The sequence below is a fragment of the Sphingomonas sp. FUKUSWIS1 genome (genome assembly GCF_000733135.1).
GTDB lineage: Bacteria > Pseudomonadota > Alphaproteobacteria > Sphingomonadales > Sphingomonadaceae > Sphingomonas > Sphingomonas aerolata.
In genome coordinates, this window is sequence record NZ_JPJC01000229.1 from 28,853 (window position 1) to 45,161 (window position 16,309).

General features: G+C 66.9%; 8 protein-coding genes and 1 tRNA gene. 4 read left to right on the top strand and 5 right to left on the bottom strand.

Annotated elements, in window-relative coordinates:
* Positions 1-196: 196 nt before the first annotated feature.
* On the bottom strand, positions 197-1,507 hold the full coding sequence (locus tag sphsw_RS13770) for a metal-dependent hydrolase family protein (RefSeq protein WP_031441107.1): 1,311 nt from the start codon (positions 1,505-1,507) through the stop codon (positions 197-199).
* Between the two features lie 186 nt (positions 1,508-1,693).
* On the opposite strand from sphsw_RS13770, the gene sphsw_RS13775 reads away from it, so the two are divergent.
* A complete protein-coding gene (locus sphsw_RS13775) occupies positions 1,694-4,237 on the top strand; it encodes a PepSY domain-containing protein (protein WP_031441108.1) in 2,544 nt (847 codons plus the stop codon).
* A gap of 73 nt (positions 4,238-4,310) precedes the next feature.
* Here sphsw_RS13775 and sphsw_RS13780 read toward each other — a convergent pair whose 3' ends face one another.
* Entirely contained in the window at positions 4,311-7,760 is a 3,450-nt protein-coding gene (locus sphsw_RS13780) for an amidohydrolase family protein (RefSeq protein WP_031441109.1), read from the bottom strand.
* A 666-nt stretch (positions 7,761-8,426) separates the two neighbouring features.
* Here sphsw_RS13780 and sphsw_RS13785 point away from each other — a divergent pair.
* A complete protein-coding gene (locus sphsw_RS13785) occupies positions 8,427-11,462 on the top strand; it encodes a TonB-dependent receptor plug domain-containing protein (RefSeq protein WP_042467357.1) in 3,036 nt (1,011 codons plus the stop codon).
* 96 nt (positions 11,463-11,558) lie between these two features.
* Here sphsw_RS13785 and sphsw_RS13790 read toward each other — a convergent pair whose 3' ends face one another.
* Both sphsw_RS13790 and sphsw_RS13795 read right to left on the bottom strand, forming a co-directional pair.
* Entirely contained in the window at positions 11,559-13,325 is a 1,767-nt protein-coding gene (locus sphsw_RS13790) for a hypothetical protein (RefSeq protein WP_152555497.1), read from the bottom strand.
* 304 nt (positions 13,326-13,629) lie between these two features.
* A tRNA-Ser gene (locus sphsw_RS13795) sits at positions 13,630-13,719 on the bottom strand.
* 148 nt (positions 13,720-13,867) lie between these two features.
* Here sphsw_RS13795 and sphsw_RS13800 point away from each other — a divergent pair.
* Together sphsw_RS13800 and sphsw_RS13805 are read left to right on the top strand one after the other, a co-directional pair.
* Complete coding sequence (locus sphsw_RS13800; protein ID WP_031441112.1) at positions 13,868-14,134, top strand: hypothetical protein; 267 nt, start codon at positions 13,868-13,870, stop codon at positions 14,132-14,134.
* Between the two features lie 82 nt (positions 14,135-14,216).
* Entirely contained in the window at positions 14,217-15,014 is a 798-nt protein-coding gene (locus sphsw_RS13805) for a glucose 1-dehydrogenase (RefSeq protein ID WP_031441113.1), read from the top strand.
* Positions 15,015-15,059: 45 nt separating this feature from the next.
* Here sphsw_RS13805 and sphsw_RS13810 read toward each other — a convergent pair whose 3' ends face one another.
* Positions 15,060-16,163, bottom strand: a complete 1,104-nt coding sequence (locus tag sphsw_RS13810; RefSeq protein WP_031441114.1) for an NADH:flavin oxidoreductase/NADH oxidase — start codon at positions 16,161-16,163, stop codon at positions 15,060-15,062.
* Positions 16,164-16,309: the final 146 nt, after the last annotated feature.

The window sequence follows — 16,309 nt, forward strand, 5'->3', positions numbered from 1 at the left end:
TTCGACGCGGAGGTCCGGGGGCTGCTGGCCGCGGCGTCGGATGCCGATGTAATTGCCGCCTATCGCGCGACGGAAGGCGAGGTCGGCGACCCCGCCGCCGAAGCGCTGCTCGGCGAGATCCGGCGGCGTCAACTGACCGCCTGAGCCGCTACGGCGGCGGCGCGCTCGATGCGCAGGGGCCGCCGCCGCATGACGATCACTTCGCCGCGATCGCCTTCGCCACGACTCCGCGGTGCATGACGAAATCGACCTGCGTTAGCCGGTTGACGTCGTCGAGTGGGGACCCCCGCACCGCGATGATGTCCGCGGTCTTGCCGGGCGCGAGCGTGCCGATATCGTCCCGCCCCAGCAGATCCGCCGCGCCGCTCGTCGCCGCGGCGATGGCTTGTGCGGGGGTAAGACCGTTCTGCACGAGCAGCGCGAATTCGGTCGCATTGTCGCCGTGCTTCGACACGCCGGTATCCGTACCGAAGGCGACCTTGACGCCGGCCGCATAGGCACGGCGATGGCTGGCGGCCATCGCCGCGGCGGCGGACTCGGCCTTGACGATGGTGGCCGCGGGCAGGGCGCCGCCGCGTGCCTGCGCCAGTGCCGCGACCGGTGCGATCTCGGTCGGCACCAGATAGGCGCCCCTGGTCTTGAAGAGGCGGATCGTCTCGTCGTCGAGAAACGTGCCGTGTTCGATCGAATCGACCCCCGCCTCGAGCGCGGCGCGGGTTCCCTCGGTCGCGTGGCTGTGCGCCGCGACCTTGCGGCCAAGCATGTGCGCGGTGTCGATGATCGCGCGCATCTCGTCCGGGGTCATCGCGCGGCCCAGGCCGCCGCTGACGTTCGACAGCACGCCGCCGGTCGCCGCAAACTTGATGACACGCGCACCGAGCGCAACCTGCGCCCGGACCGCGCGGCGGCAGTCGTCGGGCCCGTTGCAGACATTGACCTCGCGACCATGGACCATATCGGCGAATTCTTCGGCGAGGCCGTTGCCGCCATCGCCGTGCCCGCCGGTGACGGAGATCATCTCGCCGGCATTGGTGATGCTCGGCCCTTCGATCGCGCCCGCATCGATCGCGTCACGCAAAGCACGGATGCCGCGCGGATCGCCGCCAAGGTCGCGGACTGAGGTGAACCCTGCGGCGAGCGTCTGCCGTGCATTGGCGACTGCGGTCATCTCGTCATCGAACCGGTCGCGGGTCATCGCCTCGAGCCGCGCGCGCATCGGGTCGCCGCCGATGCCCCAGAGATGGACGTGCATGTCGACCATGCCCGGCATCACGAACGCGGTGCGCAGGTCGACGAGCGTCGCGCCCGCCTCCGGCGCCACGAACCCGTCACGCAGCGCGACGATCTTGCCGTCGCGGACGATGATCGTGGTCGCGCCGCGCGGCGCTTGGCCCGGCCGATCGAGCAGCGTGCCGGCCTGGATATAGGTCACAGCTGGTGGCGCCGTTTGCGCGTCGGCCGGAATTGCGGTCGCCGCGGCCAGCGCGACCAGTATCGCGGTCTTCATGTGTCTCTCCCCTTTTGTGCATGCTTGCCGATCCGCGACGTCCGGGCAAGCGTCGATGCGTGACGACGACCGTCCGCCAACACCCACTCAAAGCTGCACTTGAGAACCAATAGCAATACGTGATAGTGCGGCATCCGTGATCTGGGGGGGCTGAAGGCAGATGATGATCGTTCGAGACTGCGCGCAATGACGCTGCGCCGCGTGCTGTTCCAGATGCACTGGTTTCTGGGGATTACCGCGGGGTTCGTGCTCGCACTGATGGGCGTGACCGGCGCCGCGATGGCGTTCGAGGACGAGATCATGGCGGCGCTCAGCCCGGGCGTGGTGACCCTCGCACCGCTGCCGAATGGGGCGGGCGATGCGGCAAGGCTGTCGCCCGATGCTCTGGTCCGGGCCGCATCCGCGCAGCGCGACGGCAAGCGGGTGCAGGACCTGACGATCGCGCGCGATCCCGAGCTTGCGGCGCAGGTTCGCTTCGCCGCGAAGAAGGGACAGCGCGGTGGCGAGCGCAGCTATATCGATCCGCGGACCGGCCGGTTGCTCGGCACCGCCACCGGCGCGGGAGTGTTCCGCACGATCGAGAACCTGCATCGCTGGCTCGCGCTGCCGGGCGGACGCAACGGCATCGGCAGCCAGTTGACCGGTCTGTCCGCGCTGGCGCTCGTCTTCTTTGCGGTGTCAGGACTGTATCTGCGCTGGCCGCGCCACCCGCTCGACTGGCGGGCGTGGTTCGTGCTCGATCTGCGCAAGACCGGGCGCAACCTGTACCGGGCGCTTCATGCGGTGATCGGCGGCTGGGTGCTCGTCTTCTACCTGCTGAGCGCGGCGACCGGCCTCTGGTGGTCCTATGACTGGTATCAGCGGGGTGCGCGGTACATGCTGACCGGCACGACCGAGCGTCCGGAACGCGGCGGGCACGAAGGGCGCGCGCCGGGTGGCCGTCGCGGCGACCGGGGTGAGGTGGCGGAAGCGTCGCGACCGATCGCCCCGGCCTGGGCGGGGTTCCTGCGCAGCGAGGGCGCGGGTTTCGACCGGGTGACGATCACGGTCCCGCAGGGCGCGGCACCGGTGACGATGCGGATGGTGCCGTTTGGCGCGCCGTCCGACCGGATGACCGACGAGCTCCGCTTCGACGCGCGTAGCGGGGCGCTGACCAAGGCGGAGCGCTATGCCGAGCGCGGCGTCGGCGAGACGATTGCGACCAGCATCTACCCGCTTCACACGGGGGCATTCTTCGGTCTGCCCGGGCGGATCGCGTTGTTCCTGACGAGCCTGACGATGCCGCTGTTCACGGTCACCGGCCTGCTGCTGTATTTGGGCCGACGGCGGACCAAGCGCGCGCTCGCGGCGGTCGTGGTAACGGCCTCGGCCGACGGCGGGGGAGCGGACCCGGCTGGCGTGCTGGTCGTTCACGCGTCGCAGACCGGCACCGCCGAGCGTCTCGCACGCCTCAGCGCTGCGGCGTTCCCGGGCGCTGCGATCCGGCCGCTGGCGACGGTGTCGCCAGCCGATCTGCGCGATGCCGGCACCGTCCTGTTCGTCGTGGCGACCTATGGCGAGGGCGATGCGCCGGACACCGCCCGGGTGTTCGAGCGCCGCGTCATGGCCGCGCCGGCCGATCTCGACGGCGTCCGCTACGCGGTGCTGGCGCTGGGCGACCGCGAATATCCCGACTATTGCGCCTTTGGTCAGCGCGTCGACGCGTGGCTGCATGCGAGTGGGGCGCAGCGCCTGTTCGACCGGATCGAGCTCGATGCGGCCGATGCGGACGGCGAACGCCAGTGGCAGCAACAGCTTCACGCGATCGGCGCGGATCCGGCGCAGCCCGACTGGCAGCCGGCGGACTATGCCGCCTGGCCGCTGGTCGCACGGACATGGCTCAATCCCGACAGCCCGGGCGCGCCGATGTACCGGGTCGAACTCGGCATTCCCGCTGGTACGCGCTGGGCACCGGGTGCGATCGCCGAGATCGAGCCGCGTCACGATCCGGCCCGCGTCGTGCGGTTCCTGGCCAATTGCGGGATCGTCGATGACGGCCGGGTCGCGGTCGCGCTCGCCAGGGCGACGCTGCCCGATCCGGCGACGTTCGATGCCGGAGGACGGGATCCGTTGGCGCTGCCGCCGCTTGCGCACCGCGAATATTCGGTCGCGTCGCTGCCGGAGTCGGGCCGTGTCGAGCTGCTCGTGCGGCAATGTCCCGCAGCCGATGGCGGGCTCGGCATCGGCTCGGGGTGGCTGACGGAAGTGGCGTCGATCGGTGATTCTATCGCCATACGGCTTCGTGCCAATCCTGGGTTTGCGACACCGATGGATCCGGCGACCCCCCTTGTGCTGATCGGCAACGGCACCGGCCTTGCCGGGCTGATGGCGCATCTTCGCGAGCGGGCGCGGACCGGCGGCGCGCCCGCCTGGCTCCTGTATGGCGAACGCAGCAGCACATCCGATCGTCCGCTCGCGGCCGAGCTCGACGCGCTACACGCCGCGGGTACGCTCGAGCGGATCGACCGCGCCTTCTCGCGTGATGCCGGCTGCGGACGCTATGTCCAGGCGCTAGTCGCGGAACAGGCCGCCCGGATGCTCGACTGGGCGAACCGGGGGGCGGCGATCTATGTCTGCGGCAGTCTGGTCGGGATGGCCGGCGCGGTGGATGCCGAACTCCGGATCATCCTCGGCGACGACCGGGTCGAGGCGATGAGCGAGGCCGGGCTGTACCGCCGCGACATCTACTGACCGCCGTCGACCTCAGCGCCGGTTCCGATCGCGGATGTCAGTCCACCCCCAGCGCCGGTCGCGACCGGCGATGTCAGTCTACATCGCCGTGTCCGTGGCCGACGGTGATCCGGGCGCCCGTATCAGCGCCCGCACTGCCGCTCTCCCACCAATAGGTTTGGCGCTTGCGCGTGCCGGTGATCGTCTCGTTCAGCGTCGCGGCATCATAAAGGCGGCCGCCGAGCATGACCTGCGCGACCTTGTCGCTGTTGCGGATGTCGCGGGTCGGGTCGGCGGTCAGCACGACCAGATCGGCGAGCTTGCCGGGTTCGAGCGATCCGACGTCCTTGGCGTATCCCAGCGATCGTGCCGATTCGATCGTACCCGCACGCAGCGCCTCGATTGGGCTGAACCCGCCCCGGACGAAGCTCCATAGTTCCCAATGTGCGCCAAGCCCTGGCTGCTGGCCGTGCGCGCCGATCGCGACGGGCACGCCCTTGACCGCGAGCTTGCGCGCCTCGCGCGCGGTTGCGCCATCGACATAATCCTCCTCGGGCGCGATCTCGCGCCGCGCATTCTGCGCCGCGAGCAGTGCCGGCGGCGCATGGCGGGCGAGCAGCGGATGCCGCCACACGTCGCTGTGCGCGCGCCAATAGGGATCGCCCGCCGGCCCGCCATAGGCGACCACGAGCGTCGGTGTGTAGCCGACCGTCGTCTGCGACCAGAGGTCGACCACATCGGCGTAGAAATGCTCGAGCGGAACATTGTGCTCGACCGTGGAATTGCCGTCCTGCACCAGGCTCATGTCGAGCGTGAAGAGCGAGCCGCCCTCGGGCACGACTTCCATGCCTTCAGCCTGCGCGGCCGCGACGACCATCTGGCGCTGCTCGCGGCGTGGCTGGTTGTAGTTCTTCACGCTGCGAGCGCCCTGCGCCTTGAGGCGACGGACGACGGCGAGCGCGTCCTCATAGGTGTCGATCTGCGCATAGACGTCGGGCGCTTTCGCGCCATAGACGATCTCGCCGGTCGAGAAGGTGCGCGGGGCAAGCAGCATGCCGGCCTGCTGCATCTCGGCCGCCGGGAAGATTTCGGCGGAGCGCGACGACGGATCGTGGATCGTCGTGGTGCCGAGCGCGAGGTTCGCCATCGCCGACCAGTTCTGCTGCGGTACGATCTCGTCCTCGCCCTGCGGACCATGCGCATGCGCGTCGACCAACCCGGGGATAACCGTCTTGCCCGCCAGGTCGACGGTCTTCGCGCCTGCGGGAATGGCGATCGTACCACGTGGCCCGACCGCGACGATGCGGTCGCCGCGGATCAGGATCGTGGCGTCGTCGATGATCCCGCCATCGGCCTTCGCCATCGTCACGACGCGTGCGCCGGTCAGCGCCACCGTCGCGTCAGGCTTGGCGGCGGCGATGTCCATCGACAGCGAGGTGCCGGTGCGCGGCGCGACGAACTTCGGCGCGTCCTCACCCTTCGGCGTCGGCACCGCGCGGAACAGCGCCGCGGTCTCGGCCGTGTAGAGCGTCGGGCCCGCGCTCCAGTGGATCTGCCGGCCGTCGTTCGACCAGTTGATGAAGTCCGCACCGTCGCCACTGACGCGGGTGACGGGCAGGGGGCCGCCCTTGGCATCGGTCTCGACCGCCTGGCGTCCCGGCATCAGCGGCATCACGAACGCCTCGTAATTCTGACGGAAGGCGACGTAATCGCCCTGTGGTGAGATCTGATAGTCATTGACCAGCTCGCCCGAGGCATGGACGCGGCGGTCCTGTCCGTTGAGGTCGGTGCTGATCAGCTGGCGCTTGTCCTTCTCGGTCGCCATCAGGAAGACGCGGTCGTTCGCCGCCCCGAATTGCGGGCCGCTCGCCTCCTTGGCGATCCGCACCGGCGCACCGCCGCTGGCGGCGACGCGGTAGGCCCCGGCGTCTGGATTGCCCCGCGCCGCGGTCAGCCCGCCGCCGGGGCCCTGTTCGAACACGATCGTGCGCGCGTCGGGTGAAAAGCGCGGGCGGCGATAATGGCCGGCGACGGTCGTGACGGTGCGGGGCAAGCCGCCGCCTGCCGCGATCGTCCGGATCTGGCCGAGGCCCGTGTCCGTCCAGCCGACGAACACGATCTGGCGGCCGTCGCGCGACCAGCTCGGGAACAGTTCGAATTCGTCCGCGCCGCGCGTCAGCCGCGTCGCGGTGCCACCCGCAACGGGCTTGGTCCACAGCTTGCCGAGCGTCTCGAACACGACGGTGCGGCCATCGGGCGAGACACTGGCCCAGCGCGGCATCTTCGTCGCGAACCGGTCGGGTGCGACCGCGACCTGCGGATGGACCGCATCGACGATGACGCGCGTATCGTCGATGCGGAACGGGATCACCGCCGCGCCCGAGCCGTCGGGCGCCACCCGGCGCAGCTTGCCCCCCGCCCAGAAGACGATCGCCGTGTCGCCCGGCGTCCAGGCCATGTCGGGATAGACCCCGGTAACGGCCCATGTCTCCTGCACGTCGCGGTCGAGCGGACCATAGATCATCCGTTCGACGCCGGTCGCGAAGTCCTTCACCCATAATTTGGTGACGTTGTTCTCGCGCCGGACAAAGGCGATCCGCTTGCCGTCGCGCGACGGGGTCGGCCGGACCGAGCCGCCAACCCCGGAGACCGCGGTGCTGACCTCGCCGCTGTCGACGTCATAGCGTTCGATATCGAACAGGTCGGTGCGCGAATTCTGCGCATATTCGAAGATCGGGCCGGGCGAGATGTTGCGCGTGTAGAAGATGCTCTTGCCATCGGGCGCGTAGATCGGCTCGCCCAGTTCCTTCTGCAGCACCTCGCTCGCGCGCTTGACGAGCTGGACGCCGCCGCCACCCGAGACGTGATAAAGCCAGATCTCGCCCGTGCCGAGCGAGCGGCCGGTCGTGAAATGCTTCTTCGCGGCGATGAACCGGCCGTCCGGGCTCCAGCTCGGCTGGTTGAGCAGGCGGAAATCCTCGTTCGTCACCTGGCGCTTGTCGCTGCCGTCGACGTTCATCACCCAGATATTGTCGCCACCGCCGCGGTCCGACGTGAAGGCGATGCGGCGGCCGTCGGGCGAGAAGCGCGGCTGATGCTCGAACGCCAGCCCCTCGGCGATGCGTCGCGGCGTGCCGCCCGTGATCGGCATGGTGTAGAGGTCGCCGAGCAGATCGAAGGCGATCAGCCGGCCGTCGGGCGAGACGTCGACGTTCATCCAGCTGCCCTCGTCGACACGCAGGGCGACCTCGCGCGTCTTTAGTCCACGCGGCTGCATGACGTCCCAGACCGGCGGCTTGGCGGACGATTTGGATGTGGCAGCCGACGCATTGGCGGGCACGGCGGCAGTGACCGGGGCTGCGGCGACGGGCTGAGGCGACGGGTTGGGGTCGGCGCGGGTCGTCGCGGGGGTGGGCACCGTCGCCTGATTCTCGGGCGCCTGGGTCCGTTCGACGGGCCTGGCGGCCGGTGGCGGCGTGGTCTGTGCGGCCAGTTCGGTGGCGACGAGGCAAAGTGCGATGGCGGTCAGTGCGCGGTGCTTCATGGTGTAGAGATCCCCCCTTGTGCGGCAGGGTCTAACCGATTGATCGCGATCGTCACTCGCAAATTTCTTTTATCAGGTCGCTTCTCGTCCTGTCGTCGTCATTCCGCTCTCCACTGGTCCTGGACGTGTTCTTCGCCGGTCACAAGTGGATGGAAGGCGAGAGCACGTCACGCCGGGTCTAGAGCGTCGCGTCGCAAGCAAGTTTATCCGCCTTGCTTGCGCTTTGGACGCGTTGATCGACGACCTATAGCAATGACCCCAGCGGATACAGCTCCATAGGGGACGAACTCGCAACCGAAGCGGAATGGTGCGGCCTGAGGAACGCAAAGTGCTGTCATTGATACCGATTGAGACCGTTACGACACAAAATCCATACCGCGTGTCATTTCTGAAATTATTGGTATTGTTTTGATATTTGGGACGTGACAGCATGTGCCTGTCCGAGGGTCCGGATGGTGATGCCGAACAAGGTCAGCAAGGTCACGGGGCGACAGATCCCGATGAAAGGGCGTCCTGTTGTTCATCGAACGCTTCCGAACAGGGTCGGCGGCAAACGATACGATGCATCACCATCCATGTGACCCGATCGGCAACATGGGGGGTAATGGAATGGTGCTGTTCAAAGGGTTTCTGACTACGACATGTTGCGTCGCGGCGTTGTTTGCGATGCCGGCTCAGGCGCAGGCCCAGGCGTCGGATACAGGCGCGGCCGATGGTGCGCAGGAAAGCCAGACCGCGATCGGCGATCCCGTCGCCTCCGCCAAGCTCGCTGCAGATGCCGAACGCACCGGCGAACGGCGGGAAGCGTCGGACATCGTCGTCACCGGCACGCGCATCGCGCGGCCGAACAACCGGTCCGCCGCACCGATCGTGACGACGACCGCCGCGGAAATCGCGGCACAGGGCGCGACGACGATCGAGGAGGTGCTGAATCGCCTGCCGCAGGTGCAGGTGAACTCGGAACAGAATTTCAGCGATTCCGAAGGTCGTCAGCGCATCAAGCTGCGCAGCCTGGGCTATGAGCGCACGCTGACGCTGATCGACGGGCTCCGCATGGGCCTCGCCAACACGGTCGACGTCGGCATCATCCCCAACGCACTGGTCGAGCGGATCGACGTGCTCACCGGCGGTGCCTCGTCCGTTTACGGATCCGACGCAGTGTCGGGCGTCGTCAACTTCGTGCTGAAGAAGAACTTCGAAGGCATCCGGCTCGACGCGAACTACAGCTTCTACAATCACGACAATGGCAGCAACGCGGTCACCGAGGCGGCAGGTCGCGCGGGTTTCGCCGCCAAGCGCGGATTGACGAATGATGGTGGTCGTTCGGACGTCAGCCTTGCGGCGGGCACCAATTTGTTCAACGACCGGGTGAACCTCACCGGGTTCATCAATTACCGCCAGTCCAATCCGATCGAGCTGGTCGATCGCTCCTATTCGGTCTGCGAGGCGGTCCAGCCGACCAATACTTCGCCGCTCGGCTGTTCACGCGCGAGCTTCACCCCCGCCGGTACGATCATTCCGCAGTCGGGGCCGCGCGCCGGGCAGATCCTGGTCAACAATCCCAGCGGCAACGGGACCTTCATCCCGATCAACAGCGGGCCGCAGGGCTCGTCTGCCAACCCCTATGACAATTGGGCGGTCCAGCGCGCGTTCAACCGCGTCAACCTTGGCGGTTTCCTCACCGCCAAGATCACCGATGACATCGAGCTGTACGGCAACGGGCTGTTCTACCGCGACAAATCCTACAACACCCAGCTCAACCGCACCTTCAACTTCGGTGCGTACGGCTCGGACCCGTTCCGCGTGAATTGCGACAACGCGTTCCTGTCGTCCTCGCAGGCACAGGATGTGTGCGGCGCCAACGCCGGTGTTGCCGGACAATATGCGCCGATCGACGTCCGCTATCGCTTCGACGGGCTGCCACTGGTGCGGCAGCGCTTCACCAACGAGGGCTATCGTATCGTCGCGGGGCTGCGCGGTCGCGGCTTTGACGACGTGTGGTCCTACGATGTCGCGGGCATGATCTCGCGCGCGCGGCTCGACACCATCGACGTGCCGTTCGCGCGCTTCGACAACATCAACCGCTCGCTCGACGTCGTTCGGGTCAACGGCACGCCGACCTGTCGTTCGGTCGTCAACGGGACCGATCCGTCCTGTGTGCCGTTCAACGCGTTCGCGCCGTTCAACCAGGATACGGCGCTCAACCAGTATCTCTATGGTGGCGCGACCGGCGGGATCAGCACGCGCATTCCGCGCCTGTTGCAGTTCGTCGGCACCGTCAGCGGCGATCTCGGCCGATACGGCATTACCTCGCCGCTCGCGGATCAGGGCCTCGCGATCGCGCTGGGCGCGGAATATCGCGAGGAAATGGAACGCACGATCGTCAACGAGATCTTCCAGCAGAATAACGGCGGCGAGAACCAGCGCTTCACGCAAAGCATCCTCGAAGCCAATGCCGAGGTGCAGGCACCGCTGATCGAACATCGCCGCTTCGCCGAGCTGTTGCAGGTCAACGCCGGCTACCGCGTGTCGCAATATAATCGGCTCGCCGGCAAGTTCGATACCTGGAAGGTCGAGGGGCTCTGGTCGCCGGTGGCGGACATCACGCTCCGCGCCTCGTACAACAAGTCCCAGGCCGCACCGGGTGTCAGCACCGCACAGGGGGCCGCCAACATCTTCTGGAACCAGGGCTTCTATGCCGATCCTTGCGCACCGCGGATCGATCCGTCGAACCCCAATGGCGCGCGACTGGCGCCGTCGGCGACGTTGCAGCAATGCCGTAACACCGGCCTCGCCGACAATCTCTATGGCAGTGCCTCGCTGATCTGTCCTGACGATCGGTGCACCGTGCGCGAGGGCGGGTTCAACCTGACGCCCGAAAGTGCATTCACCAAGACCTTCGGCGTCGTGCTGCGCCCACGCTTCCTACCCGGCCTGACGGTGTCGATCGACCGCTGGCTGATCGATCTGAAGGACCAGCTCGACTTCCTCCAGCCGCAGAACATCATCGGCGAGTGCCTTGCGACCGGGAACGAATATTTCTGCCGCGGCATCGTCCGCAATCCCGGCACCGGCACGCTCTCGAGCTCGCCTGCGACCAGTCCGTCGACGGGCTGGGTGGCGCGCGGCTCGGCCAATGGCTACAAGTCGCAGTCGCATGGCTGGGATTTCCAGGGGCAGTATAATGTCGGTCTGGGCGGCGTCGGCCGGCTCGACATGAGCTTCAACGGGACGCTGATGACCCGCGTCGGCTCGCAATCGTCGCCCACGATCGAACCGCGCAACTGCGTGGGATATTTCGGCAATCTCTGCGGCGAGAGCATGCCGCGCTGGAAGCACCAGCTCCGCACCACCTGGACCGCGCCCGACAGCACGACCAGCCTGTCGGTCAACTGGCGCCACCGCGGCGCGATGCCGCTCGACATCTATGCGCCCGAGGACACCGGCATCCCCGCCCAGGACGCGAGCGCCCGGCGCGATCAATATCCGGGTGTCGGTTCGTACAACTGGATCGACGTCGCGCTCAGCTTCGACATCAACAAGCAGATGACGTTCCGGCTGGCCGCCAACAACATCTTCGACCGCGATCCGCCGCTCATCCCGGACAGCCGTTCGCGTATTGGGCTGCTGCGCGGCAATACCGTGATGGGGTATGACCTGCTCGGCCGGCAGCTCGTTGCGGGGGTCTCGCTGAGGCTGTAACGCTACCGACTGACGTGATCGCCGGGGTCCGGATCGGGACCCCGGCGATTTTTCGAAATGCGCTACGGTCTGCGAACGCCGGATTTTTAGCAGCCTCTAACGCCCCGGCTCCGTCGCCCCCGTTGGCGACAGCAAAGCGGCGGCGACGGGCTGTTCCGGCGTTGCGAACGCCCCTTTGGCGACCGGCAGCAGCATTTTGCGCGCTTCACTCCGAAGGTCGCGGGCGATCAGCTCCTCACCGAGTTTCAGTCTCGGACCGGGCGCGGCGGGCGCAGACTGAACGATCTTGTACAGCCCCTCCACCGCGACATCCGGGGCTTGCTCGGCCGCCGTTGCAAAGCTGTCGTGATACGCGATCAGCGCGAGGCTGCTCTCCGGGTCCAGGCGGTTGGCCCTGACGATGAAACGTCTTGCTTCCGCAAGCCGCTGCCGACGTTCGGCCGCCGGAGCGCGCATAGCCAGTTGCGTCAGCGCCGTGCCCTTCCACACCAGCGCGCGTGTTTCCGTCGGTGACTGTGCAATCGCCCTCTCAGCGGCTTCAAGACAGGCTTCGGGATTGCCGGTGCGGCATTCGGCCTCCGCCAGGAGCAAGTGGTTTTCCGTCAGGGCGGGGAAGCGGGTCGCGTTGTCGCGAAGCCGGTCGAGCCACGCGGAGCGCCGTGTGAGCGCCTTCTCACGGTCGCGGCCGGCGTCGGGCACCTCGATCCGCGCGCCGAGTTCAAGCCGGCCACGGATCAGCCCGGCCTCCGCGCGGGTCAGGCGTCGGATGCTGGGTTCCGGCGCGCGATTGGCCGGAAAGGCCATCTTCTCAGCCTGTAATTTGCGGCCTCGGTAGGTGGTCACGGCGCTTTGGAACTGGCTCGGATCGCCAAGGGCGCTCGCGGCGGTCTGCAAGTCGTCACCCCGTGCCAGGGCGTTCAGATAGCCGTGAAGCCGCGGCTTCCACGCCTCGGAGAAATACAGGAGGTGGACCAGCCGCCATGCGTGATAGGGCGTCCAGGCCCTACCCTTGCCCGAGAGATAACGCCCGTCGAGGATGTGCGTGACCGGATATAGACCGTAATGATGCATGACCTTCGCGTAGCCAGGCGGGGGGTGGCCATATTCGACGAAGTCGTCGCCGGCTTCCATTGTCGCGAACAATTCTCCGAACCCCTGCAGATACCAGCGCGGATACGCTGCCGGAAAATAGGTCATCAGGTAGTTCTGGGCGAAGGCGGCATACACGCGGGATTCGGCCCATTGGCAAAAGGCAATCTCGTTCACTGGAAGCTGTTCGAGAATCTGGTTCACGTCGTACGTCGGCTGTCCGGTCGCCGTCACCCTGGGGCTTATGTAGTAATCAACGATTGGAGGGTTTCGGTCCCGCCCGCGCGTGCAATTGCGGTTCGTCTTGCGGCCAACCGATGGCTGAAGAACCAGGTTCACGCCTTCCTCGGTCGTTGCGAGCACCGACCCTTCCTCGCGCGGATCATAGTAGATCGTCTTTTCGAACGCCTGCGGGAAGGGACCATATTGCCAGCGCAAATCGGTCAGTCGAAGCTGTTCGAACGATGCGACATCGCCGATCATCGTCACGGCGATCTTGATCGTCTCGTCAGGCTGATCCACCCGGCCATGCAGGACCGAGAGCAGGAAGTGGAGCTTTTCGAGATTGTGCGCGGTGCGTCGCAATGCCGTTTCGTCGCCCTGACTGAAAACGACGACGTGCGGCGTTTCCGCCATTCGCCAGTCGCTCATCTCCACCCTGGATTCGCGGCTTCGGTTGCCCGTGACGACGATGGTCGAGTCGCCATTCTTCACCGGTGCCGCAAGCTGCGCTTGCGCCGGGACGCTGACGGCCACACCCAGGATGAAGAGCAACCACCGCTTCATTTGTCAGAAGCCCCGCACTACCTCAAAGCATTCGGATGTACATTAAGCTCCTGACCGAACCCGAAATCAAGTCATTCCGAGACCAGGGTACCGGTACAGACGATCTTCAAGCACCGTCTGTAAGAATGCTTGCTCCCATTCTGGACCGTCGAGCTCACTCGGTGCCCTGACAGTCACGCCGATTTACTAGCGCTGTTTATGAACCGGTTCGGTTCTCCGGGGATGCGAACGCGCCGGAAACGGGGCTTGGGAGTCGTTAGGAACCCGTGTGAGGCAAGCTGAGACGAAGCTTTGGCGGAAGAGGTGGGATTCGAACCCACGGTAGAGTTACCCCTACGCTGGTTTTCAAGACCAGTTCCTTAAACCACTCGGACACTCTTCCGCACCGCATCCGCGCCGCCGCGATGGCGGAGGGGCGTGTGCGACCGGCATCTAGGTCGGGGTGGACCGTTGCGCAACTCTTTCGCACGCAGGGGGTCGGCTGTTCGACATGGCTTGCCACGATCGCCCGGCTCGGGCAGCGCTGCGTCATGGATCTCGATGCGATGCTCACCCATTATTTCGGCACGACCGATCTCGATACGCTGGATACGATCGCGATCGATGACGGTCTGGAGCGCGTCCGGATTGCGTTCGGGACGGAGCGCGAGACCGGCCGGCGGTTTGCGCTGTGGGCCGTGCTGGCGACGCTCGGCGATGCGCCCGACCCTCGTGACGCGTTCAAGACCGCGACCGAGCAACAGGCTGCGCAGGCCTATGTGCGCGCGCTGCGGACGGCGGACACGCTGGACGACTAGCCCCCCGTGGGGGCAGACGGATAGCTTTGGCAAGGCGGGCGTTGGGGACGCAACTCCCGACAGTCTAGCGAAAGCGAGCCCCATGCACATCGATCTCTCCGGACAGACGGCTATCGTCACCGGTGCAAGCTCCGGCCTCGGACGCGCCGCCGCGCTGCTCTTCGCGCAGGCCGGCGCGCGCGTCGCGGTCAATTACAACAGCAATCGCGAGGCGGCGGACGACGTGGTCGCGCGGATCGTGGCGGGCGGGGGCAAGGCGTTTGCCTGTCAGGCCGATACCGCGGACGAGGATGCCGTCCTCCGGCTGTTCGACGAGACCGTGTCGCGGTTCGGCGGCGTCGACGTCGTGTTCGCCAATGCCGGCATGCAGAAGGATGCGGGCTATGCGGACATGACGCTCGCGGACTGGAGCCGCGTCATCGACGTCAACCTGACGGGCCAGTTCCTCGTGTCGCGCGAAGCGGTACGCCGGTTCCGCGCGCAGGGTGATCGCGGCTTTGGCCGGGCGATCGGCAAGATCCTGTTCATGAGTTCGGTGCACGAGACGATCCCCTGGGCGGGACATGCAAACTATGCAGCGTCAAAGGGCGGCAGCGGGATGCTGATGCGGACACTGGCACAGGAGGTCGCGCAGGAGCGGATCCGGGTCAATGCGCTGGCGCCCGGCGCGATCGCGACCGACATCAACGCCGATGCGACCAAGGGCGATGCCGCCGACGCGCTGCTCGAGCTCATCCCCTATGGACGAATCGGCGAACCCGACGATGTCGCGCGTGCGGCGCTGTTCCTGGTGTCCGATGCCGCGGACTATATCATCGGATCGACGCTGACCGTCGACGGCGGGATGAGTCTGTATCCCGGTTTCCGCGACAACGGCTGACCGCGCTGGAGACATTGCCGCGACCTGCGAGGGTCGCGGTTGGCGTCAGGCCTTGAACAGGTCCTTGTACTGGCGTGGCTGTGAGCGGAGATACTGGTTGGGCGCCTTCACATGGCCGCCGAGATGTGCGGCGGCATGCCACGGCCAGCGTGGATCGTAGAGCAGGGTCCGGGCTAGCGCGACGAGATCGGCGTCACCGGTACCGATGATCGCCTCGGCCTGTTCATAGTCGGTGATCAGGCCGACCGCGACGACGGGGATGCCGACCGCCTGCTTGACCTGACGCGCCAGCGGGACCTGATAGCTCGGGCCGACCGGGATCTGCTGGTCCGGGCTGAGGCCCCCGCTCGAGACGTGGATCGCGTCGCACCCGCGAGCCTCAAGCGCCTTTGCGAAGGCGACGGTCTGTTCACCGTCCCAGCCACCCTCGACCCAGTCGGTGCCCGATACGCGCATCGTCACCGGGCGATCCGCCGGGAAGGCGGCGCGGACCGCGTCGTAGATTTCGAGCGGGAAGCGCATCCGGTTCTCGAGGCTGCCGCCATAGTCGTCGTCGCGGTGGTTGGCCAAGGGCGAGAGGAACTGGTGGAGCAGATAGCCGTGCGCGGCGTGCAGCTGGATCGCATCAATCTCGAGGCGAGCCGCGCGCGTCGCCGCGGCGGCAAACGCGTCGCGCAGTCGCGCCAGCCCCTCGCGATCGAGCGCCGTCGGCGGCGTATCGTCGGGCAGGAAACCGGCCGGGGAGGGGGCTTCGGTCTGCCAGCCCTGCTCAGCGTCGGGCGCGATCTGACCGCCGCCCTTCCAGGGCACCTCGCACGACGCCTTGCGTCCGGCATGCGACAGCTGGATGCCGATCGGCATGTCCGACCAGCGGCGCACGCTGTCGAGTGTCCGCGCGATCGCCGCTTCGCTCGCATCGTCATACAGCCCGACATCGGCATAGGTGATCCGCCCCTCGGGCGTCACGGCGGCGGCTTCGAGCATCATCAGGGCCGCGCCCGACAGCGCGAGATGCCCGAGATGGATCAGGTGCCAGTCGGTCATGCAGCCGTCGACCGCCGAATATTGGCACATCGGCGCGATGACGATCCGGTTGGCGAGATCGAGCTTGCCGACCTTGAACGGCGTGAAGAGCTGCGGACCGCTCATGCGGCGACCGCCGGAACGATAGAAGTGGCGCGCATCGTGAGAACCTCGTGCGATGGGGAATGCGCGTCAACGCGCCGGGCCGGGATAGGAGCCGGCCAAGAAGCGAACCGCCACCTGGCCCAGGCCCGCGGATGGTCCCCGCCGTC

Excerpts from the sequence above, each read along its gene's own strand:
- sphsw_RS13770 (WP_031441107.1), bottom strand. The coding sequence starts at position 1,507 with ATGAAGACCGCGATACTGGTCGCGCTGGCCGCGGCGACCGCAATTCCG.
- sphsw_RS13775 (WP_031441108.1), top strand. The coding sequence starts at position 1,694 with ATGACGCTGCGCCGCGTGCTGTTCCAGATGCACTGGTTTCTGGGGATT.
- sphsw_RS13780 (WP_031441109.1), bottom strand. The coding sequence starts at position 7,760 with ATGAAGCACCGCGCACTGACCGCCATCGCACTTTGCCTCGTCGCCACC.
- sphsw_RS13785 (WP_042467357.1), top strand. The coding sequence starts at position 8,427 with ATGCCGGCTCAGGCGCAGGCCCAGGCGTCGGATACAGGCGCGGCCGAT.
- sphsw_RS13800 (WP_031441112.1), top strand. The coding sequence starts at position 13,868 with ATGGATCTCGATGCGATGCTCACCCATTATTTCGGCACGACCGATCTC.
- sphsw_RS13805 (WP_031441113.1), top strand. The coding sequence starts at position 14,217 with ATGCACATCGATCTCTCCGGACAGACGGCTATCGTCACCGGTGCAAGC.
- sphsw_RS13810 (WP_031441114.1), bottom strand. The coding sequence starts at position 16,163 with ATGAGCGGTCCGCAGCTCTTCACGCCGTTCAAGGTCGGCAAGCTCGAT.